The following is a 25,914-nucleotide window of genomic DNA, read 5'->3' as shown; positions in this document are numbered from 1 at the left end:
TGAGCAGACCAGAAAAATAAAATTCCCGCAGCTCTCGCGTTTTGTCCCAGCAGATATTCTGGCGATCAAGAAATTAATGCATCTTTTTCTGCTACAGACTATAACACCATGAACAAAATATTCTTGAAGATCCTTCCAGAAAGTATCCGGGTCATGCCTTCAGTCAAGGAAACGGAAAGCCGTCTCTTCATTGCCCTTCTGATTTTCCTTATGGCATTGGGGCCAATTTCGACGGATCTATACCTGCCCTCGCTGCCCAGCATCGCCGCTGAACTTAAAGCAGATCAGGCAGAGATCCAGCTGACCCTATCTGTTTTCCTGCTCGGATTTGCAACGAGCCAGCTGATTTACGGCCCACTTTCCGACAGGTTTGGTCGCCGACCTGTCTTTATTGGTGCTCTTGTTCTGTATCTGCTCGCTTCTTTGACCTGTAGTTTCTCCAACACAATTGAAGAACTGATTATTTTGCGTTTTGTTCAGGCTCTGGGAGCCTGCGCGGGTCCTGTTCTAAGCCGTACAATCGTTCGCGATGTCTATCGGAGAGACGAAGCAGCCCGTATTATGTCCTGGATGGGAATGGCCATGGCTCTGGCTCCGGCTGTCGGCCCGGTTATCGGTGGACAAGTCGAAATTCTTTTCGGCTGGAGAGCCAATTTTCTGGTTCTGTCCGGGTTCAGCACCCTTGCCCTGCTGTGGTTACTGCTCCGGCTGCCGGAAACCAATCGGGACCTGAACATGGAAGCCATGCAACTCCCTCGCTTGATCCGAAACTATTTCGGCTTGCTCCGCAACACACGTTATATGGGCTATGTTCTGATCTCCACAGGAAGCTTTTCTGGTATTTTTTGTTTTATTTCCGGTTCGCCTTTTGTGCTTATTGATCAGCTTGGCCTGTCTCCCGATGTCTTCGGGTTATACTTTGCCGTCATTGTTGTGGGGTATATGGCGGGAACTTTTCTTTCTGCCCAATTCACGCTTCGACTGGGACTGCATCGAATGATCATGATCGGTTCGAGTGTCAGTTTTGCCGGAGGCCTGATCGCTGTCGGGCTCTCCCTGTTTGGAGAGCTCAATCTTCTTAATGTTGTTGGGCCCTTTGCCGTCTTCACAATTGGGGCTGGTTTGACCTTTCCCAACAATATGGCTGCCGCCCTCGCACCTTTCCCCCGGATTGCCGGATCGGCTTCCGCACTAATGGGGTTTATCCAGATGATTTTTGCTTCGGGTGTGGGCGTTCTGATCAGTTCTTATAACGACGGCACGGCTCTGAGCATGACTGCATCTCTGGCAGGCGTTACAGGCATGGCATTTGCGTCCTATGTATTTCTGATACATCCCCATAAACTTGAGACCCTTGACAGCCCCACAACGCCCGCTATTTGAATTGAGCTGTCCCACGCTGTTTTTTTCCTGCCTCCGGAGCATGGCTCGTTGGTTTTTCCGCACTATCGGCACCACTCTGGCCTGACTTCAGACGACCGAACAGATTCTGCAGAAACCCACCAACCTCCTCGATTTTCTCTTCCACAACGTTTGAAGGTGCCTCCTGCGGCAACTGGGCTATCGGTTGACCCTGCTCAATTTCCTTCATCAAATCGCCCCAGACGGTGGCTGGAAGTGTGCCACCGGTCACTCCTTTCATCGCACTGCCGTCATCATTCCCGAACCAGACACCGGCAACTGTCGTGGGTGTATACCCGATAAAGAGAGCATCCCTGTTGCTTTGGGTTGTCCCTGTTTTCCCTGCAGCAGGCCGTCCGGTCTGTGCCGATTTACCTGTCCCCCAAGCCACTGTTGCACTCATCATATCATTCATCATCGCAACATGCCGGGACTGCACCGCCTGCCCCAGACCACTTCCACTGCGCTGATACAACTTCTGCCCCTGGGCATTCTGAATCTCGAGAATTCCATGCGGCTGAACCACTTGGCCACCATTGGCAAAAACCGCATAGCTTCCTGTCAGCTCCAGCAAGGTAACTTCTGATACTCCAAGAGCCACAGCAGGAGCGTTATCAAGCGAAGAACTGATCCCCAGACGTTTTGCCACCTCGATGACATTGCTTGGCCCAACCTGTTGCGAAACCTGAACCGCTACCGAGTTCATCGAACGGGCAAAGGCTTCGCGCAGCGTCACATCGCCATAATACTTGTCATTATAGTTCCCGGGTTTCCACTTGCCGACAGCGATTGGCCGATCCACAAAGCGACTGTCCGGATAAAGTCCATTTTCAAGCCCGGCCAGAAAAACAAAGGATTTAAAAGCCGAGCCCGGCTGCCTCAGTGCTTGTGTTGCCCGGTTAAACTGGCTGGCCCGATAGTCTCTCCCCCCGATCATCGCACTTACGGCCCCTTGCGGAGACATGATAATCAACGCCCCCTGACCAACCTTGCTCTTGTCACTTGCTGCAGCAAGAACCTGCTCCATATGTTTTTCTGCCAGACGTTGATGACGGGTGTTCAGGCTCGTGTGAACAATCAAGTCGCCGTTATATCCCCCGGTATAGTCATCAACCTGAGATAGAATCCAGTCTGCGAAGAATCTCTCCTGATCGCTTGAATTACCACCAAGGGTTGGCCGATTCTTCTTGGCTTTTGCCGCCTCCTCGGGAGAAATGAACCGGGCATCAACCATTGCATCCAGCACCAGTTCTGTCCGGCGTTCTGCCTTGGACGCACTGCTTGTGGGGTTATACCGTGAAGGAGCTTTGAGCAAACCGGCAATAAGTGCGGATTCATAAAGGCCCAGGTTGCGAGCCGACTGACCAAAATAGATCTTGGCCGCCGCATCAACACCATAAGTCCCTGCTCCAAAATAAACCCGGTTCATATAAAGCGTTAGAATCTGGTCTTTGGTAAATTTTTGCTCAAGCCAGATGGCCAGTAAAGCTTCCTGAACTTTTCGCTTCAGACTGCGTTCGGAACTGAGAAACAGGTTCTTGGCCAGCTGCTGGGTGATGGTTGAGCCCCCATGCGCCATCCGCCCAGCCTTCAGATTGACCAGACTGGCCCGGGCAATACCCAGAAGATCTATCCCAAAATGATCATAAAAACGTCGATCCTCAATCGCAATAATCGCTTGGGGCAGGAAACGGGACATCTCAGATGCTTCCAGTGTCTCGCCATAGAGATCACCATAACTTGCCAGACGAATACCGTCTTCTGACATCAACGTCACGGAAGGACGCCGTGATATCTGGTCCATGTCACCAACATCAGGCAAGTCCCAAGCATACCAGGCAACAACACCAGCAAGGAAAATAAAGCCCCATATGGCAGCAACCGATGCCCAGGTCAGCAGGGTTTTAAAGATCCCTTTGCGACCTGATGAGCGGCGGGGGGAAGATTTCCGAGTTGCTGAACCCGTTTTCTTCACCCGCCTCCGAGAGGTGGTTGTCCGTCCTGAAGGATCAGCCTTCAGGGTTTGTCCGCTTTTGGGAGAAGTTCTTTTCTTCGGTGTTTTTTTGTCTGTTGCCATGATCACTTGATAAACTATTCAATTTCTACAGGCTATAGGCAGAAAGATGTCAAGATCGTGACCATCTGCCTCGTACAGGCCTCAGAAGAGATAAAACGTTCAAATCCAGATGCAAACAACAAAAGGCCGGGCTTTGAACCCGGCCTTTCATTATTTCAATCCCTGAAAAATCAAACGTCCAGGTTAGATACATCCAGCGCATTGGTCTGGATAAATTCACGGCGTGGTTCCACCACATCCCCCATAAGGGTCGAGAAGATATCCGATGCCTCATCACTGTGTCCGACCTTAACCTGCAAAAGGGTACGGGCGTTGGCATCAAGGGTGGTTTCCCAAAGTTGATCCGGGTTCATTTCCCCCAGTCCCTTATAACGGGATACATTGATCCCTTTGCGGCCAAGCTCGAAGACCAGATTTGCCAGAGCGTTCGGGCCGGAAATCATCGTGTCCTTGTCTTTTACACGGTACGTTGAGCTGGAAGAGTAAAATTCCTGCATTTCTTCGGCCATACCATTCAAACGGCGTGCTTCACCCGTACGCACCAAGCCCAGATCAATAATCCGGCGCTCGGTCAGGCCGCGCAAGGTACGGACCATTGTCATGATCCCGTCAACTGTATTGGTTTCGGCCTGCCAGCCCCGCTGAAGTTCGGGCAAATTGGCATTCATTCGTTCAGCAATCTGTTCTGCGACCACCTGGGCTCGATTTTCATCTCGCAACAACGTTTCGTTCAGGGCTCCCATGATGGTTGCCTGTTCGATCATCTCTACGCTGCCAACTTTGCGGATCAAGGGCTCCATCAGATTCCGGGCGACAACAGCATGTGTCACCACATCAGCCAGATCCGTTCCGGCAACCTGCGCCCCGTCTTTTGTAATCAGTGTCGCTTCCTTAACACCGTTCTCGATCAGGTATTCCTCCATCTTCCGGTCATCCTTGAGGTACCGAATGGAATCACCTCGTTTTGCCCGATAGAGTGGCGGCTGAGCGATGTAAAGGTAGCCTCTCTCGATCAGCTCCGGCATCTGCCGATAGAAGAAAGTCAAAAGCAGAGTTCTGATATGGCTTCCGTCAACGTCCGCATCAGTCATGATAATGATCTTGTGATATCGAAGCTTTTCGATATTGAATTCATCACGTCCAATGCTGGTACCCAAAGCTGTAATCAGCGTTCCGATTTCGGTGGAAGACAGCATCTTGTCAAAACGGGCACGCTCGACGTTCAGGATTTTACCACGTAGAGGCAAAATGGCCTGTGTCGCCCGGTCGCGTCCCTGTTTGGCAGACCCCCCCGCAGAATCACCCTCGACCAGAAACAGTTCTGAACGCGCAGGATCCCGCTCCTGACAGTCAGCCAGCTTGCCCGGCAGGGATGAAATATCCAGCGCACCTTTACGTCTTGTAAGGTCGCGGGCTTTTCTGGCCGCTTCACGCGCCGCAGCAGCCTCGACAACCTTTCCGACAATCCGTTTTGCTTCCGTCGGATGTTCTTCAAAGAACTGTCCAAGCCGGTCATTGACGATATTCTCGACGACCGGACGAACTTCAGAAGACACCAGTTTGTCTTTGGTCTGGCTGGAGAATTTTGGATCAGGGACCTTTACCGACAACACACAGGTCAAACCTTCCCGGGTATCATCGCCGGTCAAGCTGACTTTTTCCTTTTTCATCAAACCAGAAGCTGTCGCATAGGTGTTGATCTGCCGGGTCAACGCGGCCCGGAATCCAGCCATATGTGTTCCCCCATCCCGCTGGGGGATATTGTTTGTAAAACAAAGGGTATTTTCGTGATAGCTGTCTGTCCACTGCATCGCGACTTCAACAGTGATCCCGTCTTTTTCCGAAACCATATAGACGACATCTTCAAACAGAGACGTTTTGGTTCGGTCGAGATATTTTACAAATTCCCTGAGGCCACCTTCGTAAAACAGAATAGTTTCCTTCGGCTCAGCATGACGATGGTCACTCAAAGTCAGGCGCACCCCTGAGTTCAGGAATGCCAACTCGCGCAAACGATGTTCGAGTGTGTTGAAATCGAACTCGATCATGGTAAAGGTATCAGTGGAAGGCTGGAAGGTTACGTGCGTCCCTTTGCGACCATTTGCCGGACCAACAATCTCGAGTGGCCCATCCGCTTCACCATGGGTAAAGGACATGTAGTGCTCTTTGTCATTACGGAAAATCCGCAATTCCAGCTTTACTGACAGCGCATTGACGACCGACACTCCAACACCATGCAAACCGCCGGAAACCTTGTAGGAGTTCTGATCGAATTTCCCCCCGGCATGCAGCTGGGTCATAATCACTTCAGCGGCAGAAACGCCTTCTTCATGGTGAATATCAACCGGAATACCCCGACCGTTATCATGAACGGTAACAGAACCATCCCCGTTGAGGATCACTCCGACGGTATCACAGTGACCGGCCAGAGCCTCATCAATCGCATTGTCAACGACTTCGTAAACCATGTGGTGCAGACCCGTGCCGTCATCTGTATCCCCGATATACATACCAGGACGTTTACGGACAGCTTCCAGGCCACGCAGTACCTTGATGGAATCCGCGCCGTATTCAGCGTTGGTCCCAGCGTTTTCCTGGTTTTGCATATCGCCATTATCGGTCATTTCTACCACTTTCTTCCAAGTTCTTTAACAGTCGCATCAGGTCAATTCCTGATGGCAGTTGAAAACACAGCCCTGTCTTTGACTGACAGATGCTGAGCCTTGTCTCCCATTGCCGCGAACACATCGGCATCGGTACCTGTCATCCAGGCCTGACAACGCAAATTCAATATTTCATCAAAAAGACTGTTACGTCTTTTTTCATCCAGATGCGCCACAACCTCATCCAGCAACAGGAGTGGTGCTGCACCACGCTCAAGCATCACCAGACGGGCATGTGCGAGAACAATCGATAGCAACAACGCTTTTTGTTCACCGGTTGAACAAAGGCCCGCCGGCATCCCTTTTTCAGTATGGTGTACCAACAGATCACTTTTGTGAGGCCCCCAGGAAGCCCCCCCGGTTAGTGTATCCTGCGACCTGCTTTCATAGAGACAGCGACGTAACTCTTCTTCTGCTATCAAAGCCGGCTTATCCTCCAGCCACTCTTCCACAGCTCCTTGCAACACGAGACCGGCGACAGGAAAATCTCCCTGTGTTTCAGCACAGGCATGCTGCAGCTTTTCTGTTATTTCCCGCCGCGCCACAGAAACCGCAATCCCATAACGGGCCATCCGGTCCTCAAGCGTCGAAATCCAGGTCAGATCACGACTGCCACCTTTCAGCAAGCGCGCCCGCTCTCGCAAGGCGTGTTCATAGGCATTCGTATTCGCCGCATGTTCAGGATCAAAGCCCAGCACAAGCCTGTCCAGAAACCGCCGACGCCCCCCTGCGCTATCGCGCAAGAGACTGTCCATTTGTGGTGTCAGCCAGACGGCAGAAAGAACTTCTGCCAGAGCCTGCTGACTCTTGCAGACTTCACCATCAACCTTGATCAGACGCCGCTCTCGTCCACCTGCCCCCATTGCCAGAGGATCTCGACCGGTACCAACTTCTCTTATTTCCTCTTCTGCACAAACTTCGGCAGCCACAGCCCAGGCAAACAATGTTCCTTCCGGAACAATGCGGGAAATTTCAGAAAGAGCCCCCCCGCGTAATCCCCGTCCCGGGGTCATCAGGGAAATTGCCTCCAACAGATTGGTTTTCCCTGCACCATTTACCCCGGTCAAAACAACTGGACGTTCGTCAACGGTAATCTCTGCACGCTCATAACTGCGAAACTGGGTGAGGACCACCCGTCGCAACCAAAGGCGTTCTGATCCGGCTTCGTCAGTCACAAAGGGGGATCCATTCTGGGCAACAGCCAGCATGTGAAGAGAGTCCAGATCCGACCAGATCAAACACGCATTGGCATCAGCACATACAGAGCTGAATTATCAGCAGAATCACGAACAATCGTTGGAGAAGCTGCATCCGCCATCAGGAATTCAGCAGAATCCCCCTCGATCTGCTGGGCAATATCCAGCAAATACCGCGAGTTAAATCCAATATCGAGCGCTGTTCCTTCATAGCTGATTTCGAGGACTTCAACCGCACTGCCGTTCTCGGCAGAGTTGGCTGAAAGTGTCATGGTCGAACCATCAATACTGATTTTGACCGCCCGACTTTTTTCTGTCGAAATGGTCGAAACACGATCTACTGCTGAAGAGAAGGTTTTGCAGTCAAGAACCAGACTCTTGTCGTTTCCGCTTGGAATTACCCGCTGATAGTCCGGGAATGTCCCGTCGATCAATTTTGAGCTCAAGACGGTTGAATCAAACCGGAACATGATTTTCGTATCAGACAGCGAAACTTCGATTGGATTGTTGGTCTCGTCAATCAGCTTGCGGAGTTCATTAACCGTCTTCCGGGGCACGATAACACCAGGAACGCTTTCAGCTCCCTCAGGCAGCGGCATCTCAAAGCGTGCCAGACGATGACCATCCGTTGCAACAGCCCGCAATACGGCAGTACCATCAGCCTCGGTAGCGTGGATATAGATCCCGTTCAGATAATAACGAGTTTCCTCGGTCGAGATCGCAAAACGGGTCCGGTCGATCAGATTTTTCAGCTCGCTGACCTGAACACCAAAAACCTGTGGCAAGCTGGCCATTCCGGAAGACGGGAAATCTTCTCGTGGCAAGGTCTGTAAAGTAAAGGTGGATCGCCCGGCTTTAAGGGTCATCTGGGCGGTTTCCGAGTTGGCAGAAACTTCAACCTCTGAACCGTCCGGAAGTTTGCGGACAATATCATAAAAAGTATGGGCGGGGGCTGTTGTCGCCCCGGCTTCCACAATGGTCGCCCCGACCTGATCCACAATGGTCAGATCCATGTCTGTCGCGGTGAGGGAGAGTTTTCCGTCTTTGGCTTCCATCAGTACATTGGAAAGGATCGGAATGGTATTTCTGCGTTCCACTACACTTTGAACATGCGCCAGGGATTTCAACAATGCAGAGCGTTCAATTGTCAACTTCATGATGCTATGACTCAGTCCGTATCTCTCATCAAAACCTTATAACACCCTTCCTCCGGCAACCCGGAAAAAGAGGTCGTGAATGCCCCGTGTAACCAGTTGTGACCAGACCATAGGCCATCACCCCGGCACGGGCGAAAAGTATAGCGGGTTCATACGCAGAAGGAAAACAATTATAATACTTTATCCACAAAGAAGCCACGCAATCGGAAATAAGGGAATCGGCTCAAAAAGATAGCTCGACCTCAGCCCCCTGCCTCAAAGCACTGCATGTTCAAGTGGGAAGAAATCCGGGAAGAAAATCAGTTCTCCAGCATCCGCCGCAGAAGTTCGATGTCTTCTGAAAACTCCACATCCCCCGACTTCAGTTCCTCGACTTTTTTAACCGCATGCATAACTGTTGTATGATCGCGACCACCAAATTTCCTCCCTATTTCAGGGAGTGATCTGGAAGTGAGGTGCTTGGACAGGTACATGGCGATTTGCCGGGGACGCGCAACAGCTCGAGCACGACGAGACGAGTGCATGTCGGAAATACGCACGTTGAAGTGTTCGGCCACTTTTTTCTGGATTTCCTCAATGGTCACACGGCGATCATTGGCGCGCAAAAGGTCATGCAAGACTTCTTGCGTCGTTTCCAGAGATACCGCACGCCCAACCAGGGTTGCGTGCGCCACAATGCGATTCAAGGCCCCTTCGAGTTCCCGGATATTTGAGGTGATCTTGTGGGCCAAAAACTCAATCACCTTCTGCGGAATAATCACGTCAAGCTGCTCGGCCTTTGATTCAAGAATTCCGAGACGCAGTTCATAGGTCGTCGGGTGGATATCCGCAACCAGCCCCCAGCCCAGCCGCGACTTCATCCTGTCCTCAACACCAGCCAGATCAGAAGGGCTCTTGTCTGCCGAAATCACAACCTGACGGTTTTGGTCAACCAGGGCATTAAAGGTGTGGAAAAACTCTTCCTGTGTAGCCTCACGCCCCCCGATAAACTGAACATCATCAATCATCAGGACATCAACGGAGCGGAACTGTTCCTTGAAAGACATCGTGTCTTTTGTCCGGAGCGCCCGGACAAACTGGTACATGAACTTCTCTGCGGAAAGATAGATAACCTTTTTTTGCGGATAGACATTGCGAATCTGATGGGCAATGGCATGCATGAGATGGGTTTTACCAAGACCAACACCACCATAAAGAAACAAGGGGTTAAACGGAACATTTTCCGCCTCGGCCACACGTCGCGCAGCCGCATAGGCCAGTTCGTTTGGCTTTCCGACAACAAAGTTATCAAAGGTAAAACGAGGGTCTAGCGAACCGGAAAGGCTCTGGAACTCGGCAACGCGAGGCGCCTCGGCAATAGCAGGAAGCTCTGCTTCTTCTCGCGGCGATTCCGGTTTACCTGACAGAGGAACTTCAGCTTCAACCCCAACTTCAACCAGCGCCGGTTTGGGTACGGGTCGGGCGAGAGGCAAAACGACGATCTCAACAGCGGAGGAAACCCCAACTTCGTCCTGCCAGAGCGCCTGAATACGATCCTGATAGTTCCCAGCTACCCAATCGCGCATAAAGCGGGTCGGAACAGCCATACGAACACAGGAATCATCACTGCTCAAGAGCGTCAAAGGCTTCAGCCAGCTACGATAAGCGGCCTCACCGACTTCAGCACGCAGACGACCAAGAACACGGTCCCACTGCAACTGAATTGATGAAATCACCTCACTTTGAGCCATAAGTCTCCCCAACCACATACAGTATCATAATCAGGTCGCCTTTTTCCCAAACAACCCGCTACAAAGTTATGGCCCGCTTGCATGGGCTCTTTTACAATCAGCCAAAAGTAATTATTAACTAAAAACTTATATTGTTTTTAGCTTTCACTTTAAACCGCCAAATATTCAGGACGGAACAACTTAGAATTGCGAGGACAAGCAACGCCGAAACTTTCGCTCAACTGACGAAAGCCCTTCCCAAGGCTGTTTAATGTACTAGCCTCTGACGATGCATGCAATATGATCAGACCAAGAACATCATATTTTTTCCCGATCCATACCATCCTCTGCCAAGAGGAAATCCCAACCTACTAAATCTTGTGTAGGGACTCGGAGGCAACACAGAGAGCCCACCCTGAGGACAATTTGTCCGCCCGGATTCTCAAAATACTCTGGCGAATCGACACAAAAAAAGTCGCGCCCGAAAGAGCGCGACTCTTCTTATCCTCCATCCGAAGATGGAAAAACTTAAGCCAGAGCTTTGATGCGGCTGTTCATACGAGACAGCTTGCGAGCTACTGTGTTCTGATGAAGGATACCAGAACGAACACCACGATGCATTTCAGGCTGTGCTGCTTTCAATGCTTCCTGTGCCGCAGCTTTATCGCCACCGCTGATCGCTGCTTCAACCTGTTTAACGAAGGTGCGGATGCGACCCATACGAGACGAGTTCAGCTCGTAACGCTTGGCGTTACGACGGATCCGGGTTTTTGCAGAAAGATGATTAGCCATCGATAGGCGCCTATTCTTCTATAAATAATGAATCTCGAAAGTTGCGGCGTTATAACGGTGCCCGGAGAGTTCGTCAAGTATGATCAGGCGGAAATGCGACTCCCGAACCGCATTAATCCTGGCATTAGACGAATCTCCAACAAAATCAGCGGTGTTTCCAGTCCGCTTTTCTCTTTTCAGCAAAGGCAGTCATGCCTTCGCGCCGATCATCCAGCGCAAAAGTAGAATGGAAGACCCGGCGTTCAAAGCGGAGTCCCTCACTCAACGTCGTTTCGTAAGACCGATCGACGGATTCTTTGGCTATCATGGTCACTGGCAAGGAATGTCCAGCAATCTTTGCCGCTGCTGCCATGGTTTCTTCCATCAACTTGTCCAGCGGCACAACCCGGCTGACCAGGCCACAGCGTTCAGCCTCATCCGCATCCATCATCCGTCCGGTCAGGCACATATCCATTGCCTTCGACTTACCAACGACGCGAGTAAGACGTTGCGTTCCACCTGCTCCTGGAATTGTCCCGATGGTAATTTCAGGTTGCCCAAATTTGGCATTTTCAGCAGCAATAATGAAGTCGCACATCATGGCCACCTCACAGCCTCCGCCAAGTGCATATCCCGCGACAGCAGCAATGACAGGCTTTCTTGTCTTGGCCAGAACTTCCCAGTCATCGGTGATAAAATCTTCGCGATAAACCTGCTGAAAATCCTTGCCGACCATTTCCTTGATATCGGCACCCGCTGCAAAAGCACGCTCTGAGCCCGTCACCACAAGGCATCCGATATCATCGTCGGCTTCAAACAAGGCAACAGCCTGGCCAAGCTCGTCAATCAGTCCTGCGCAGAGAGCATTCAGAGCCTCGGGGCGATTGAGTGTAATCAGGCCGACCCGCTCACGCTTTTCCGCAAGAATATATTTATAAGCCATAGTCTGGGATGCTCCTTAAATTCAGTATCTGGTGCAGAGTGCCGAATGTTTACTGCGAGGGCGCGAGAATAATTCGCAGAATAGATCTGCCATTTTCCACACCTTTTATAATCTCGATACTGAGAATTTCCCCTTCGCGCTGGAACAGACCATCATCAAAGACCGTCCAGCCCAACTGGGGTAAAGTTCGCCCGTAGAACTCCCGGATTTCTTTTTCATTCACCAGACCAGATGCAAAACCCTCGACGATACGCCCTTCTGGTTTATCGAAAACCATACCCATTTCAGGCATTTCGTCCATTCCAGGCATGACGGGAACACCATCACTCCCCGTAAAGAAGCCCGCTGTGAATTCTTCAGCCGTCGCAGCAAAAATCTTCTCAGCGCGAAAAATCCCTGACGAAAGCACGGCGGCCATCAGAAGGACAGGGGCAAGAATGCGTAAAGGGATCAGGCGAAACATGATCAACTTGTACATCAGTGTTGGCACCCAGGACAGAAGAAAGTAGACCGCCCGCTTTGTTGCACTCGGGTGATCACTGAAGCCTCAGTCTCTTCTCCACACTGCCGACAGGGCTCCCCTTCTCGGCCATACACCGCCCAGGAATGCTGAAAATACCCCAGCTCTCCCGTTGCCTGAACATAATCACGCAAGCTCGAGCCCCCTGCTTCAATCGCACGGGTTAGTACACTCTTTATTGTCGTAGCCAAAAGATCTGCTTCAGCTCCCTGAACGGATCCGGCCGAACGCTCTGGCGATATGCGAGAAAGATACAGCGCCTCGCAGGCATAAATATTACCAATTCCTGCAACAACCCGCTGATCCAACAAGGCCGCCTTGATCGAATTCTTCTTGTTTTTGAGTCTGTCAGAAAATATCGGCCCATTAAAACCGTTTCCCAAAGGCTCGGGACCAATATCCCGAAACGCCTTGTGTTGAAACAGATCCGCTTCCGCCACAAGATCCATCATCCCAAAACGACGGGGGTCACAATAACGGATCTCTTCCCCCTCATCAGTTTCAAAAATCACATGATCATGCGGGTCCAGATCGGGTCGCTGCTCCCCGCTGGTGACCCTCGGCAGGATCGTCATCCGCCCGGACATACCGAGATGGAAGAAGAACACCATCCCGTCATCAAGATAAATCAGCACATATTTTGCGCGCCGTGCCAGCTTTACAACACGACGACCGGTTATTCTTTGGGCAAAATTTTCAGGCAAGGGAAAACGTAACTTGTCCCGGCGCTGAATCACCTTCCTGAAGAGACGGCCCTCCAGACTCGGGCGCAAACCCCGCATCACGGTTTCTACTTCGGGGAGCTCTGGCATAACCCTGTTTTCCTTTGCGTTCGACTAGCTGCGGTACTATATCATTCAACCAGATAGGCAAAAGAGCTTTGCACGGGTCACTGCAAGAAAATTGCGCCGAAAGCGGCTGGACATTCAAATGGCAGACAAACAAAACACCTACCACTCACAAGACAATATCCGGGACGATACCCAGGACAATACCATGGAAAATACTCCGGAAAATTTCACCTCTGACACAACCCACTTTGGGTACAGTGAAGTTCCGATAAACGAAAAGCGCAATCGGGTCAGGGGCGTTTTTGAAAGTGTTGCTCGCAACTATGATCTGATGAATGATCTGATGAGTGGCGGCATTCACCGTCTCTGGAAAACATCTCTTATCGACTGGCTGAACCCCCGAGCAGGCGAAGCACATCTGGATGTAGCTGGTGGGACGGGTGATATCGCCCTGAGAGTCATTGATCAGGTTGGCCGCGAGCTGGCTGGGCCAGTCACCGTGTGCGACCTGACTCCCGATATGATGTTGGTAGGAAGGGATCGTGCAATCGATCAAGGTATTGTTCAGGGTATCAGCTGGACTTGCGGCAATGCTGAAAGCCTTCCCTTTCCGGACCGCAGCATGAACTCCTATACAATTGCCTTTGGTCTACGCAACGTCACACATATCGACAAAGCCTTGTCAGAAGCCCGTCGGGTCCTCAAACCAGGAGGACGTTTCTTCTGCCTTGAGTTCAGCCAGGTTGTTCTGCCCGTGCTGAGCGAAATCTATGATCAGTACTCCTTTAAGATTTTGCCGACTATGGGGCAGCTGATCGCCAATGACCGCGAGTCATACCAATATCTGGCAGAATCCATTCGTCGCTTCCCGCCACAGGATGACCTGATCCGCATGATGACTGCTGCTGGTTTTGAGCAATGCAGCTATCGCAACTATACCGGTGGTGTCGCTGCAATACATTGTGGATGGCGTATCTAGAACCGACCTCAAGTTTCTTTTCCACCCCTCATTTGGTATTTTAAAGAGCAGTCATGTTTGAAAAGATCGCAACCCTTCTCCGTTTGATGCGGATTGCACGGACGCTGGCTCGCCATGATGCTCTGGCTGCTTTTGAGGAGGAACGGCTTGTCCCCGGTCAGCTCGCAGCTGTTGCCGTCTGGTGGGGACGGAAACTGTCCAGGCGCAATACCCCGGGACGTCCCGGAGAAAAACTTGCCCGCGCCCTGACCGAACTGGGACCTAGTTTCATCAAACTCGGCCAGTTTCTTTCAACCCGAGCAGATCTCCTTGGAGAACAGCTGGCGACCGATCTTGCCCAGCTACAGGATCAGCTCTCGCCCTTTGACGGCTCTCTTGCCAAAAGCATTATCGAAAAAGAACTTGGCAAGGATCTCGATCAGCTGTTCCTGTCATTTGATCTCGACGCGATCTCTGCTGCCTCAATAGCACAGGTCCACTTTGCCGAAACGGCAGAGGGTGAAGCTGTCGCTGTCAAGGTATTGCGCCCCGGCGTTGAGGAGAGCTTCCGCAAAGATCTGAAACTTTTCTATAGCCTCGCTTCTCTGCTGGAAAAAAATCGCCCTTCACTTCGTCGCTTTCGTCTGACCGAGGTCGTGCAAACTTTTCATGATACTGTCCGGCTCGAAATGGACTTGCGCATGGAAGCTGCCGGAGCATGCGAACTGGCAGAAAATTTCGCTGACGACTTTTCCTATGACACACCGACAATTGACTGGGACCGTACCAGCCGCCGCGTCCTGACCATGAGCAGGATTGAAGGCATTCCTCTTAATGATCGATCAGCTTTGTTGGCAGCAGGACACGACTTGGAAGAAGTTCTGACACGTGCCGCCGCCATCTTCTTCAACCAGGTTTTCCGTGACGGTTTCTTCCATGGTGATCAGCACCCCGGCAATATGTTTGTCGGAGAAGATGGCCGCCTCGTTGCAGTCGACTTCGGCATTATGGGCAGGCTTGATAAGAACACCCGGTTTTTCCTTGCCGACATGCTGGTTGCCCTGCTGCGCGAGAATTATGTCAAACTTGCTGAGGCTCATGTCACAGCTGGCCTCATTCCGGCGAACCAGTCTATTGAAACATTTGCCCAGGCCCTGCGCTCGGTCTGCCAACCGATCATGGGAAAAGACTTAAGTCATTTTTCCTTTGCCAAAATGCTGGGCCAGATGCTCCATCTTGCAGAATCTTTTGACATGACGATTCAGCCACACCTGCTGTTATTGCAGAAAAATATGGTGATGGCAGAAGGTGTCAGCCGCAGCCTGGATGAAAATCTGAACCTCTGGTCTTTGGCCCAGCCGCTGGTCGAAGACTGGATTCTCAAAAACCGCGGCCCTGAGGCTCGTGTTCGCGAGGGGATAACAACGCTTTCAGGAAGTCTGGAGAAATTGCCCCGACTTATCAACAATCTGGAAGCAGCAAGCGAGAAGTTTTCGCAAAGCGGATTACGGCTCCACAGCGAGACAATTCAGGACTTTCACAAGGAAAGCAGCGGCACAGCCCGCTGGGCTTTTATTCTTGCCATCGCCAGTTTGGCCTTCTCGATTGGATTTACCGTGAACTTTATATTGTTTTATGGTTAACCTTTATTAACAATCTTTTGTTGACATTGACTCGTTTTATCCAAAAAATCGAATTCAGTATTTACGAAATCTCACCGTGAAATAAACCGTGAAATCAATCAGTCCATTATGATATCAGGTAAACGAGTTCTGCTGGTCATTACCGGTGGAATAGCTGCATACAAATCTCTGGAGCTTATTCGCCGTTTGCGAGAGGCCGGAGTTTTTGTTCGTGCTGTTCTGACAAAATCGGGGGCAGAATTTGTCACGCCTCTTTCCGTCTCGGCCCTCACGGGCGAGAAAACCTATGGCGAGCTCTTCTCTCTGACCGATGAAACCGAAATCGGCCATATCCAGCTTTCTCGCCAGGCTGATCTGGTCGTCGTTGCCCCTGCCACAGCTGATTTTCTGGCGAAAATGGCCCAGGGAAGAGCTGATGATCTTGCCTCGACGATCCTGCTTGCCACTGACAAGGACACCCTTGTCGCGCCTTCCATGAACGTGCGCATGTGGAACCATCCTGCAACACAGGAAAATGTTGTAAAATTGGAACAGCGCGGGATCAGGATGATTGGCCCCAATGACGGGGACATGGCTTGTGGGGAGTTTGGTCCTGGCCGCATGGCCGAACCGGCAGAGATCCTGGCGGCAATTACCGATTACTTTACACCATCGACAGCACCTCTGGAGGGTATTCGGGCCTTGGTAACCGCGGGCCCTACACATGAGGCGATTGACCCGGTTCGCTATATTGCCAACCATTCCTCGGGGAAACAGGGTTATGCTATTGCCGCTGCTCTGCAAAAGCTGGGGGCCGATGTCACGCTGGTATCTGGCCCGACCCATCTCTCTTGTCCTGCCGGGGTAACCAGAATAGCCGTCCAAAGTGCACTCGAGATGCTTGCGGCCTGTGAAAAAAGCCTTCCTGCCGACATCGCTGTCTGCGCCGCAGCCGTCGCCGACTGGCGGGTCGACAAGATCGCCGGTGCAAAGCTTAAAAAGACACCCGGCGCTAATCTCCCCAAACTTAACTTCGCCCTCAACCCCGATATTCTGGCCAGTATCTCCAGAGTGGGCCCGAGCCGTCCGGGGCTGGTTATCGGATTTGCTGCAGAAACCGAAGCTGTTGAAGAAAATGCAAAATCCAAACTTGCCCGCAAGGGCTGTGACTGGATAGTCGCCAATGATGTTTCGCCGGAAACCGGCACTTTTGGCGGAGACAACAACACCGTTTTACTGGTTGACCAGACCGGAAGTGAAAGCTGGGAAACCATGACCAAAAACGCTGTGGCAGAAAAACTGGCCCGGCGAATTATCGAAAAACTGAAACTCAATACCTGATAATAAATTTATCAGGGCCGCTGAAAGATCCGAATGACCACCTTGAGCATAGCTGTAGTTCAACTCCCTCACGGAAAGGGCTTGCCGCTCCCCGGCTATGCGACACCACAATCTGCAGGGATGGATCTTCTTGCGGCGATTGAAGAACCGATGGAGCTGGCACCCGGGGATCGCACTTTGATCCCTACGGCGCTTTCCATCGCTTTGCCCGCCGGTTACGAGGCCCAGATCAGACCCCGGTCTGGACTGGCCCTGAAGCACGGCATTACCCTGGTAAATACGCCGGGGACAATTGACGCTGATTACCGCGGAGAAATCGGCGTCATCATGATTAATCTCGGGCACGAACCCTTCACCATACAAAGAGGCAGTAAAATAGCCCAGATGGTGATCGCTCCCTGTCTTCAGGCAGGATGGCAGCCGGTAACCTCGCTGGATCAAACAATACGCGGGGATGGTGGTTTTGGCTCGACGGGTGCAATGGTCCAGGGAGACTAAAAAACATGCTTCGGCTTTCAAAAAAGCTGCTCTTCGCCATAGAAGCAGTAGTGGATATCGCTTACCACGCGGGGTCACAGCCCGTGCGCTCTACTGAAATATCCAAACGGGAAGGGATTCCCCGCAGATATCTTGAACAGGTTCTGCAGCAACTGGTGCATAATGGCATTCTTGCCGGACAGCGCGGACCCAAGGGTGGCTATCGTCTCGCCCGGGAACGCAGACGCATTTCTGTGGGGGATATCATCCGCGTTGTCAGGGATCTCGAAGGGGCAAATGACCCGGCCAACGAAAACGATGGATCCGAAATCGGGGTTGGGGTGGTCAGACCCATCTGGGTTGACATGCAACGGGAAATAATGGAGCGTTTCGACAATATTACAATTGAGCAGCTCTGTGACGACGCCCGTAAACAAAACATCCCCAGTGAGGCAACTGCTGCCATGCCCGATTTCAGTATTTGATCGGGCAGGTCTCCTGGGTTGATTTAGTGAGCAACCATGAAGACCGAGAGCAATAAAAGCGCTGCCTCTTTCCGGGGTAAAATCTACGATTCGATTCTTGATACCATCGGTGCGACACCATTGGTGCGTTTGAAGAAACTCGCCGATAACCATGATTCAAAAGCAGAAATTCTCGGTAAATGCGAGTTTTTCAATCCTCTCGCATCAATCAAGGACCGGATCGGTTTTGCCATGATCGAAGCGCTGGAGGAAGCTGGAGAGATTGATCCGGAAACAGTCATAATAGAGCCGACCAGCGGCAACACAGGTATTGCTCTGGCTTTTGTTTGTGCTGCCAAAGGTTATAAACTGATCCTGACCATGCCAGAAACCATGTCATCCGAACGGCGCAAGATGCTGCGCCACCTCGGGGCTGAACTGGTTCTGACGGAAGGATCTCTCGGTATTGGCGGAGCCGTTGCCCGGGCTGAAGCACTGGTAAAGGAACTCCCCAAAGCCGTCATGCCTCAACAGTTTCTCAACCCGGCTAATCCCGCTATTCACCGCGTGACAACCGCAGAGGAAATCTGGCGCGATACCGATGGCAAGGTCGATATGGTGGTGTGCGGTATTGGAACTGGCGGGACTTTGACCGGAGTAGGCTCGGTTCTGAAAGAGCTAAACCCGGACATCAAAATGATCGCGGTGGAACCGGAGGACAGCCCTGTGCTTTCAGGGGGACAACCGGGACCGCACAAAATCCAGGGTATCGGGGCTGGCTTTATTCCCACCATTCTCGAAACCCGCCTGATCGATGAAGTCGTCCGAATTGGCAATGACACCGCCTTCCGGATGGGTCGGGAAGCAGCAGCCCTTGAAGGTCTTCCTGTCGGAATATCCTCTGGCGCAGCCCTTGCCGCAGCTTTGGAAATTGGCGCCCGTCCAGAAATGGCAGGAAAACAGATCGTTGCGATTTTGCCTTCGTTTGCTGAACGCTATCTCAGCACCGATCTGTTCGAAAATAACTAAGCTCCACGCAAGCTCAATTACAGGCCCCTAAAGATCGTGACCAAGACAACAACAACTGATGATGAGCTTTCTGATAAGCAGATTGAACGCTATGCCCGTCACCTGGTCTTGCCGGAAATCGCAGAAGAAGGTCAGCTAAAGCTGCTGAACGCCAAGGTGCTGGTTATCGGTGCAGGAGGACTGGGCTCCCCCCTGTTGCTGTATCTTGCAGCTGCAGGAATTGGCACCCTCGGCTTTGTTGATGACGACAGCGTCGATCTTTCCAATCTCCAGCGTCAGATCCTGCACGATGTTGCTGCGATTGATCAGCCCAAGGTCGATTCAGCCCTCATACGGCTCAAAGCACTGAACCCGGATATTACCTTTCAGCCCCACGCCTTGCGCCTGAACTCCGCCAATGTGGATCAGATCGTCGAAGCTTACGACCTTGTTGCTGACGGATGTGACAACTTCAATACCCGTTATCTGGTCAACGATGCCTGTTACCGCCAGAAGAAACCCCTGGTTTCGGCCGCCATCATGCGTTTCGAAGGACAACTGACAAGTTTTCGCGCTTTCGAAAAAGGAGACAAACCCTGCTACCGTTGCCTCTTCGGTAACGAACAGATTGCCGAAAAAGGCAGCTGTGCCGATGTCGGTGTCCTCGGTGCCCTGGCTGGCACCATGGGTAGCCTGCAAGCTATTGAGGTGATCAAAGAACTGCTGGGAATCGGCGAGAGCCTGAGCAACAACCTGTTGCTTTACGATGCCCTTGGCACAAGCTTTCACCGGATGAGAACCCGGCGAGACCCCGCCTGTAGCCTTTGCGGGAATAAAGCGCCCGCGAACTAAAACTCTAGGGTCTGCTTACAACAGACGATCGATCGGATAGCCCGAGAAATGTTTTGAGGTATTCAGCACGACGTGGGAGCTGATGTTCATCACGCCCTGTGTTTCGGTCGCATCAAGCAGGTAATCATTGATCTCGTTATAGCGGGCCATGTCTGGCGCAACAATCCGCAGGCAAAAGTCAAAAGATCCGCTGACCATATAACATTCCACCACCTCGGGAATGTCCTGAACATAATCCTGGAATGCCTTAAACTGTTCCCGGCTGTGATCCTTGAGAGTGACTGTCGCAATCACCATCACCGATCGGCAAACCCTTTCCAAATCAACCATACCGAAAAAGGGGCCAATAAGGCCTCGTTCCTCTAGCTTTCTGACTCGGTTCAGGCAAGAACTGGGAGAGAGATTGACCCGTTCCGACAGCTCCTGATTGGTAATCCGCGCTTCCTTCTGGAGAATGGACAGAATCTTCTGGTCCATTTTATCCAGCTGCAGATTCTTCGTCATTTTATCTCCACAGAGAAAAGAAATCCCGACATCCCAGGTAATGTTTGCAAAATCAACCTTACCTGCGTTTCGCCCCAAAAACCCTTGTTATGAACACTCTAGAGCGGAACACCCTAACAATATTACAATTTTCTACTTTTCAGGAAACAACTTTCACAAAGCCGCATAAAATTTCGTATCCTAATTTTTAACCGCAGTATCTGCGGTTGAGGACAATGAGAATGATAACACCTGCGGGTCCTTCTGCTGTAGAATCCTTTTAATGCTGTTCGTCGGTCCCGGGTTTGCCTTNACGGGTCTCGCTTTGGCAGCACGCAGATAACAACCATTTGAACAACCGGAACCACTTCCCAGTGAACACTTCTCAACGAAACTGGGTTTCCGGCAAGGAGCAAAACATGACAGACGTTCTTCCCGGTCGCGAAGCCATGATGGCAACTTACAGCCCGCCTGACCTCGCTTTTGAAAAAGGTGAAGGCTCCTGGCTTTATGCCAATGACGGGAAAAAATATCTCGATTTCTACAGCGGAATTGCTGTCTGTTCCTTTGGTCATGCCCACCCGCATCTGGTCAAGGCCCTGAAAGATCAGGCCGACAAGTTCTGGCACTGCTCCAACATGTTCCGCATTACGGAAACTGAAAAGCTGGCGCAACGTCTTGTGGATAACAGCTTTGCCACCAAGGTTTTCTTCAGCAACTCAGGCGCCGAAGCCAACGAATGTGGCCTCAAGATCCTCCGCAAATATCAGGAAGCAAAAGGCCGTCCCGAGCGCAAACGTATCATCGGTTTCCAGAATGCCTTTCACGGACGGACCATTGGCACAATTTCGGCTGCGGGCAATCCCGGGCACACAGCTGGCTTTGTCATGGAAGACGAAGGCTACGATCATGTTCCTTTCGGTGACCTGAAAGCTCTCGAGGCTGCCATCACCGACAAAACCGCCGGGATTATTTTTGAGCCTGTACAGGGCGAAGGCGGTATCCGTCCTGCAACGGTTGAATTTGTCCGCGGGATTCGCGCTCTTTGTGACAAACACGATATCCTGATGATGGTGGATGAAGTCCAGTGTGGCATGGGCCGTACCGGGAAAATGTTCGGATACGAATGGTCCGGTGTTGAACCTGATGTCATGTCCCTTGCCAAAGGCATGGGTGGTGGCTTCCCTGTCGGTGCCTGCCTTGCCAATGACAAGGCCGCTGACCCAATGATTTTCGGCACCCATGGCAGCACCTTTGGCGGCAACCCGCTGGCTGGTGCCGTTGGCAATGCTGTGCTTGATCTGATGCTTGAAAAAGGTTTCCTCCAGTCCGTTACGGATAAAGCAAACAAGGTTCGCGCCCAGCTCGAAACCCTGATTGCCAAGCACCCGAAAGCGCTGGTTTCCGTCCATGGCCTTGGTCTGATGATCGGGATCAAATGTGTGGTGCCAAATGGTGATATGCTGCTTGAGTTGCGCAAACAGGGTCTGCTCTGTGCCAAGTCTGGCGATAACCAGATCCGCTTCCTGCCGCCCCTCAATGTTTCTGATGCAGAACTGGATGCCGCCATCGAAATCTTCGATCGCGCCTGTACAGCACTGACGGCATAAGGAAGTCTGGTCGATGACCTATAAAACAGCTCTTGAGTGGATCGGCACACAGCAGGACAAGATGCTTGCTGACGTTCTCTCGCTCAGCAATCTCAATTCCGGCAGCGCCAATGTTGCCGGAATTGAACAGGTCGTCGACCAGCTTTCAGCACTGGCTGCTTCTTTGGGAGCAACAGAAGAGCGTATCGCGTTGCCTCCGCGCAGTGAGGTACTGGACAACGGACAGATACTTGAAAAACAGAGCGGTCCCCTTTTGCGCCTGACCAAACGCCCTAACGCCAATCGCCGCGTTCTGCTGGTGGGACACAGCGATACGGTTTACCCGCTTGACCATGTTTTCCAGACCTGTCGTCATCTTGATGACAATACGGTCAATGGACCAGGTGTTGCCGATATGAAGGGCGGCCTTGTTGTCATGTTAACCGCGCTTCAGGCACTGGAGCGTAGCCCTCACGCTGAAAATATCGGCTGGCAGATCGTTATCAATCCCGATGAGGAAATCGGTTCTTTTGCCTCTGCTCCCTATCTGGATGAAGCTGCACGCGCCGCCGATGTCGGCATGATCTTCGAGCCTGCTCTGGCTGACGGCACCCTTGCTGGTGCCCGCAAGGGCAGTGGTAACTTTACCCTGATTGCCCGGGGCAAAGCTGCCCACGCCGGGCGCGAACACCACCTTGGCCGCAACGCCATTGCCGCTCTGGCTCGCGCCATGGCCCTGCTCGATGACCTGAACGGGCAACATGAAGGCGTGACCATCAATCTGGCGAAACTGACTGGCGGCGGCCCCAACAATGTTGTGCCTGACTTCGCTCTCTGTCGCTTCAACATCCGGGTACCCACTCCTGAGGGGCAAAGCTGGGCTGAACAGCAGCTTGAGCTGATCATTGCCAGAATTAATGCTGAAGACGGCATAAGCCTCGAGCTGCATGGCGGCTTTGGCCGTCAGCCCAAGGTTATGGACAAGGCCCATGAACAGCTTTTTGCCCTGCTGCGCAGTTGTGGTGCTGATCTTGGGCTGCCGCCGATTGAGGCCAAAGCCACGGGCGGATGCTGTGATGGCAACAATCTGGCGGCGGCGGGCCTTGCGAATATCGACACGCTCGGCGTTCGGGGCGGTGCCATCCACAGCACAGAAGAATTTCTTCTGGTCGACAGTCTGAGCGAACGCGCCAAATTAACAGCCCTGTTATTGATGAAACTGGCCTCGGGCGAAGCCAGCTGGCCTGAACGGGCAACAACTGTCAGGTAACATCGTAACAAGGACCTGATACAATTTTATCTGACCCGGCACCTCTGCAAGACTGCTTGCCGGATCACCCTTTTCAAACTGGAAACTGACCCGATGCTACTTATCCGACCTGCACGACAAAGCGACATGGGCGATCTTATGGGTCTGTCCCACGCTGTTGGAACCGGCATGACCTCCATGCCTGCCAACGAAGGCGCCTGGCTGGAAAAACTGACCCGATCAGAAGCCAGCTTCAAGTCCCCTGCCAATGGCCCCACGGGGGAAATCTATTTTATGGTGCTGGAAGACACCAAAACCCGCAAGGTCGTCGGGACCACCGCAATCTATGCCGGAGTGGGCCTGAAATACCCTTTCTATTCCTACAAGGTGTCGACCATTGTCTCTGCCTCCGGCGAACTTGATACCACCCGGAAAATGCGCATTCTCTATCTGGTCAACGATTACACCGGCTCAACCGAAATCGGCTCTCTCTATCTTTCAGCCGACTATCGGCAGCCTGGCGTCGGACAGTTTCTTTCCCGCTGCCGCTATCTCACCCTGGCTGATTTCCCGGATCGTTTTGGCGATACGGTGATCGCCGAGATGCGTGGATGGCAAGACAAGGAAGGCCGTTCTCCTTTCTGGAATCATCTCGGCGGAAAGTTCTTTGGTATCGCCTTTGAAAACGCGGACAAGATTTCCTCGGTCAAGGGTACTCAAATCATTTCCGACCTGATGCCAAAATATCCGATCTATATCGACCTGCTGCCGGAAGAAGCCCAGAACGTCATCGGCAAGCCGCATGATTCATCCAGCCCGGCCCTGCGCCTGCTGGAAAAAGAAGGTTTTAGCTTCAAGGGCTATGTCGATGTTTTTGATGGCGGTCCTTCGGTTGAGGTTCCGGTGCAGAACATCAAAACCCTGCAGGCGAGCCGCATCGCTTCTTTTGCTGGCGTCGAAGAACTTGCACCCGCAGACGACCAATCAAACCTCTATATCTTGAGCAATGGTAATATTGCCGCCTATCGCATGTGCCTGCAGCCCGCAAGGCTCGACGAAGAAGGTCAGATCCATCTGACACAGGAAACCGTCGAGGCCCTGCGGCTGAACAAGGGCGATAAAATCCGTTGCGTTAAATTCCGGGAGAACAGGGCATGAGCCAAAAACAGAAACTTTTCATCAACGGCATCTGGAAAGACGGCAAGGGCGAAGCGCTCGTTTCAATCAACCCTGCCACCAATGAAACCATCTGGCAGGCTGCCTCTGCCACCGCGACCGACGTTGATGAGGCTGTCTCCGCTGCACGTTTGGCCCTGCGCGACTGGGCCCTGGCTCCCCTCCCCAGCCGGATCGAGGTCATCACCCGCTACCGCGACCTGCTGAAAGAACGCCAGGAAGAGGTCGCTGTTGCCATCGCCCGCGAAACCGGGAAGCCATTGTGGGAAACCAAAACCGAAGCCGCCTCCATGATCGGCAAGGTAAATCTGTCCCTTGATGCTTTTGAAAAGCGCACAGGTCACAGTGAAAACCCCATGGGCGACGGCCTCAAAGCCAGCCTGCGCCACAAACCGCACGGCGTGATTGCAGTCTTTGGCCCCTATAATTTCCCCGGTCACCTGCCGAACGGTCATATCGTGCCCTCGCTGATTGCCGGGAATACTATTGTCTTTAAACCAAGTGACCTGACCCCCATGGTCGCTGAAGTCATGGTTCAGGCCTGGGCTGATGCAGGCCTGCCTGCTGGTGTGCTCAATCTGGTACAAGGCACCAAGGAAACCGGCATTGCGCTGGCGGGTCACGATGGCATCGACGGTCTGTTCTTTACCGGCAGTTCCGCGACGGGTGAACTGCTGCATCGTCAATACGCCGGACAGCCCGGGAAAATCCTCGCGCTCGAGATGGGCGGCAACAACCCGTTGATCGTGATCGACGCCGCTGATCATCAGGCTGCCGCTTTTCACACCATCCAGTCTGCCTATGTTACATCCGGTCAGCGCTGTACCTGTTCCCGCCGTTTGATTGTGCCGACAGGCGCTGAAGGCGACGCCTTTATCGACACCCTGCTTCAGCAAATCGATGGCATCAAAGTTGGCATGGATGATGCTAAAAATCCGCCCTTTATGGGGTCGCTGGTCTCCAACGCTGCGGCTGATGGCATCCTCGCCGCGCAGGAAAAGCTGGAAAAGCTCGGCGGCAAGGTTTTGCGCCGGGGCAAACGTCTGTTCGACGGCAAACCTTTCCTGACACCAGCCCTGCTTGACGTCACCGCCGTTGCTGACTTGCCAGACGAAGAATATTTTGGTCCGCTATTGCAGATCATCCGGGTTGCCGACTTTGACGAAGCGATCAGGGTTGCCAACAACACCCGCTTTGGTCTTTCCGCTGGAATCCTGACCGACAGCAAGGACCTGTGGCAGCAGTTCTGGGCCGAAAGCCGGGCCGGGATTGTCAACTGGAACCGTCCGCTGACGGGCGCCAGCGGGGCCGCCCCCTTTGGCGGTATTGGCGCCAGTGGCAATCATCGCCCCAGCGCCTTCTATGCGGCTGACTATGCCGCCTATCCGGTTGCTTCTCTCGAAGCCGAGAGCCTCGATGTACCTGCACAGCTGCCACCGGGCATCAATCTGAACAGAGGATAAGGGC

At 52.4% G+C, this 25,914-nt stretch carries 22 protein-coding genes; 12 read left to right on the top strand and 10 right to left on the bottom strand.

The window, feature by feature from the left end; genetic code table 11:
* Positions 1–108: 108 nt before the first annotated feature.
* Positions 109–1,383, top strand: a complete 1,275-nt coding sequence (locus tag B152_RS0121545) for a multidrug effflux MFS transporter (protein ID WP_020594532.1) — start codon at positions 109–111, stop codon at positions 1,381–1,383.
* Here the strand turns inward: B152_RS0121545 and B152_RS0121540 are convergent.
* The 9 genes from B152_RS0121540 to mutM all read right to left on the bottom strand — a co-directional run bounded on the left by B152_RS0121540 (position 1,376) and on the right by mutM (position 13,249).
* Complete coding sequence (locus B152_RS0121540; RefSeq protein WP_157231211.1) at positions 1,376–3,376, bottom strand: transglycosylase domain-containing protein; 2,001 nt, start codon at positions 3,374–3,376, stop codon at positions 1,376–1,378. The genes B152_RS0121545 and B152_RS0121540 overlap by 8 nt on opposite strands.
* 272 nt (positions 3,377–3,648) lie before the next feature.
* Complete coding sequence (gene gyrB, locus B152_RS0121535; RefSeq protein ID WP_020594530.1) at positions 3,649–6,102, bottom strand: DNA topoisomerase (ATP-hydrolyzing) subunit B; 2,454 nt, start codon at positions 6,100–6,102, stop codon at positions 3,649–3,651.
* A gap of 41 nt (positions 6,103–6,143) precedes the next feature.
* Positions 6,144–7,349 carry a DNA replication/repair protein RecF gene (gene recF, locus B152_RS0121530; RefSeq protein ID WP_020594529.1) on the bottom strand — a complete coding sequence of 402 codons (1,206 nt, stop codon included), beginning with the start codon at positions 7,347–7,349 and terminating at the stop codon, positions 6,144–6,146.
* A 26-nt stretch (positions 7,350–7,375) separates the two neighbouring features.
* Positions 7,376–8,494: a DNA polymerase III subunit beta gene (gene dnaN, locus B152_RS0121525; RefSeq protein ID WP_020594528.1), complete on the bottom strand. Its 1,119-nt coding sequence runs from the start codon at positions 8,492–8,494 to the stop codon at positions 7,376–7,378.
* A 299-nt stretch (positions 8,495–8,793) separates the two neighbouring features.
* Positions 8,794–10,224, bottom strand: a complete 1,431-nt coding sequence (gene dnaA, locus B152_RS0121520; RefSeq protein ID WP_020594527.1) for a chromosomal replication initiator protein DnaA — start codon at positions 10,222–10,224, stop codon at positions 8,794–8,796.
* A 507-nt stretch (positions 10,225–10,731) separates the two neighbouring features.
* Positions 10,732–10,995 carry a 30S ribosomal protein S20 gene (gene rpsT, locus B152_RS0121515; RefSeq protein WP_020594526.1) on the bottom strand — a complete coding sequence of 88 codons (264 nt, stop codon included), beginning with the start codon at positions 10,993–10,995 and terminating at the stop codon, positions 10,732–10,734.
* Positions 10,996–11,140: 145 nt separating this feature from the next.
* Positions 11,141–11,917: an enoyl-CoA hydratase gene (locus B152_RS0121510; RefSeq protein WP_020594525.1), complete on the bottom strand. Its 777-nt coding sequence runs from the start codon at positions 11,915–11,917 to the stop codon at positions 11,141–11,143.
* Between the two features lie 49 nt (positions 11,918–11,966).
* Positions 11,967–12,395: a hypothetical protein gene (locus tag B152_RS24670; RefSeq protein WP_020594524.1), complete on the bottom strand. Its 429-nt coding sequence runs from the start codon at positions 12,393–12,395 to the stop codon at positions 11,967–11,969.
* Positions 12,395–13,249, bottom strand: coding sequence for a bifunctional DNA-formamidopyrimidine glycosylase/DNA-(apurinic or apyrimidinic site) lyase (mutM, locus tag B152_RS0121500; RefSeq protein WP_020594523.1), 855 nt, complete (start codon positions 13,247–13,249; stop codon positions 12,395–12,397). Before mutM ends, B152_RS24670 begins: the two co-directional genes overlap by 1 nt.
* A 118-nt stretch (positions 13,250–13,367) precedes the next feature.
* On the opposite strand from mutM, the gene ubiE reads away from it, so the two are divergent.
* The 7 genes from ubiE (at position 13,368) to moeB (ending at position 19,950) form a co-directional block, all read left to right on the top strand.
* A complete protein-coding gene (gene ubiE / locus B152_RS0121495) occupies positions 13,368–14,207 on the top strand; it encodes a bifunctional demethylmenaquinone methyltransferase/2-methoxy-6-polyprenyl-1,4-benzoquinol methylase UbiE (protein WP_020594522.1) in 840 nt (279 codons plus the stop codon).
* Between the two features lie 53 nt (positions 14,208–14,260).
* Positions 14,261–15,829, top strand: a complete 1,569-nt coding sequence (ubiB, locus tag B152_RS0121490; protein ID WP_020594521.1) for a 2-polyprenylphenol 6-hydroxylase — start codon at positions 14,261–14,263, stop codon at positions 15,827–15,829.
* Positions 15,830–15,937: 108 nt separating this feature from the next.
* Positions 15,938–17,149, top strand: a complete 1,212-nt coding sequence (gene coaBC, locus B152_RS0121485; protein WP_020594520.1) for a bifunctional phosphopantothenoylcysteine decarboxylase/phosphopantothenate--cysteine ligase CoaBC — start codon at positions 15,938–15,940, stop codon at positions 17,147–17,149.
* Between the two features lie 33 nt (positions 17,150–17,182).
* Positions 17,183–17,647 (top strand): dUTP diphosphatase, encoded by a 465-nt coding sequence (gene dut, locus B152_RS0121480; protein WP_020594519.1) that lies wholly within the window; start codon positions 17,183–17,185, stop codon positions 17,645–17,647.
* A 5-nt stretch (positions 17,648–17,652) separates the two neighbouring features.
* Entirely contained in the window at positions 17,653–18,111 is a 459-nt protein-coding gene (locus B152_RS0121475; RefSeq protein ID WP_020594518.1) for an RrF2 family transcriptional regulator, read from the top strand.
* A gap of 36 nt (positions 18,112–18,147) precedes the next feature.
* A complete protein-coding gene (cysK, locus tag B152_RS0121470; RefSeq protein WP_020594517.1) occupies positions 18,148–19,119 on the top strand; it encodes a cysteine synthase A in 972 nt (323 codons plus the stop codon).
* 36 nt (positions 19,120–19,155) lie between these two features.
* Positions 19,156–19,950, top strand: a complete 795-nt coding sequence (gene moeB / locus B152_RS0121465; protein ID WP_020594516.1) for a molybdopterin-synthase adenylyltransferase MoeB — start codon at positions 19,156–19,158, stop codon at positions 19,948–19,950.
* Between the two features lie 15 nt (positions 19,951–19,965).
* Here the strand turns inward: moeB and B152_RS0121460 are convergent, their stop codons facing one another.
* On the bottom strand, positions 19,966–20,454 hold the full coding sequence (locus B152_RS0121460) for an Lrp/AsnC family transcriptional regulator (RefSeq protein WP_033407233.1): 489 nt from the start codon (positions 20,452–20,454) through the stop codon (positions 19,966–19,968).
* A 398-nt stretch (positions 20,455–20,852) separates the two neighbouring features.
* Between B152_RS0121460 and B152_RS0121455 the strand changes: the two genes are divergently transcribed.
* The 4 genes from B152_RS0121455 to astD all read left to right on the top strand — a co-directional run bounded on the left by B152_RS0121455 (position 20,853) and on the right by astD (position 25,910).
* Complete coding sequence (locus B152_RS0121455; RefSeq protein ID WP_020594514.1) at positions 20,853–22,043, top strand: aspartate aminotransferase family protein; 1,191 nt, start codon at positions 20,853–20,855, stop codon at positions 22,041–22,043.
* Positions 22,044–22,056: 13 nt separating this feature from the next.
* Complete coding sequence (locus B152_RS0121450; RefSeq protein WP_020594513.1) at positions 22,057–23,292, top strand: hydrolase; 1,236 nt, start codon at positions 22,057–22,059, stop codon at positions 23,290–23,292.
* 93 nt (positions 23,293–23,385) lie between these two features.
* Positions 23,386–24,429 carry an arginine N-succinyltransferase gene (locus B152_RS0121445; RefSeq protein ID WP_020594512.1) on the top strand — a complete coding sequence of 348 codons (1,044 nt, stop codon included), beginning with the start codon at positions 23,386–23,388 and terminating at the stop codon, positions 24,427–24,429.
* On the top strand, positions 24,426–25,910 hold the full coding sequence (gene astD, locus B152_RS0121440) for a succinylglutamate-semialdehyde dehydrogenase (RefSeq protein ID WP_020594511.1): 1,485 nt from the start codon (positions 24,426–24,428) through the stop codon (positions 25,908–25,910). The genes B152_RS0121445 and astD overlap by 4 nt, the downstream gene beginning before the upstream one ends.
* Positions 25,911–25,914: the final 4 nt, after the last annotated feature.

The sequence above is a fragment of the Kiloniella laminariae DSM 19542 genome (assembly GCF_000374005.1).
Classification (GTDB): domain Bacteria; phylum Pseudomonadota; class Alphaproteobacteria; order Kiloniellales; family Kiloniellaceae; genus Kiloniella; species Kiloniella laminariae.
This window is presented reverse-complemented; position numbering and strand designations above follow the sequence as displayed.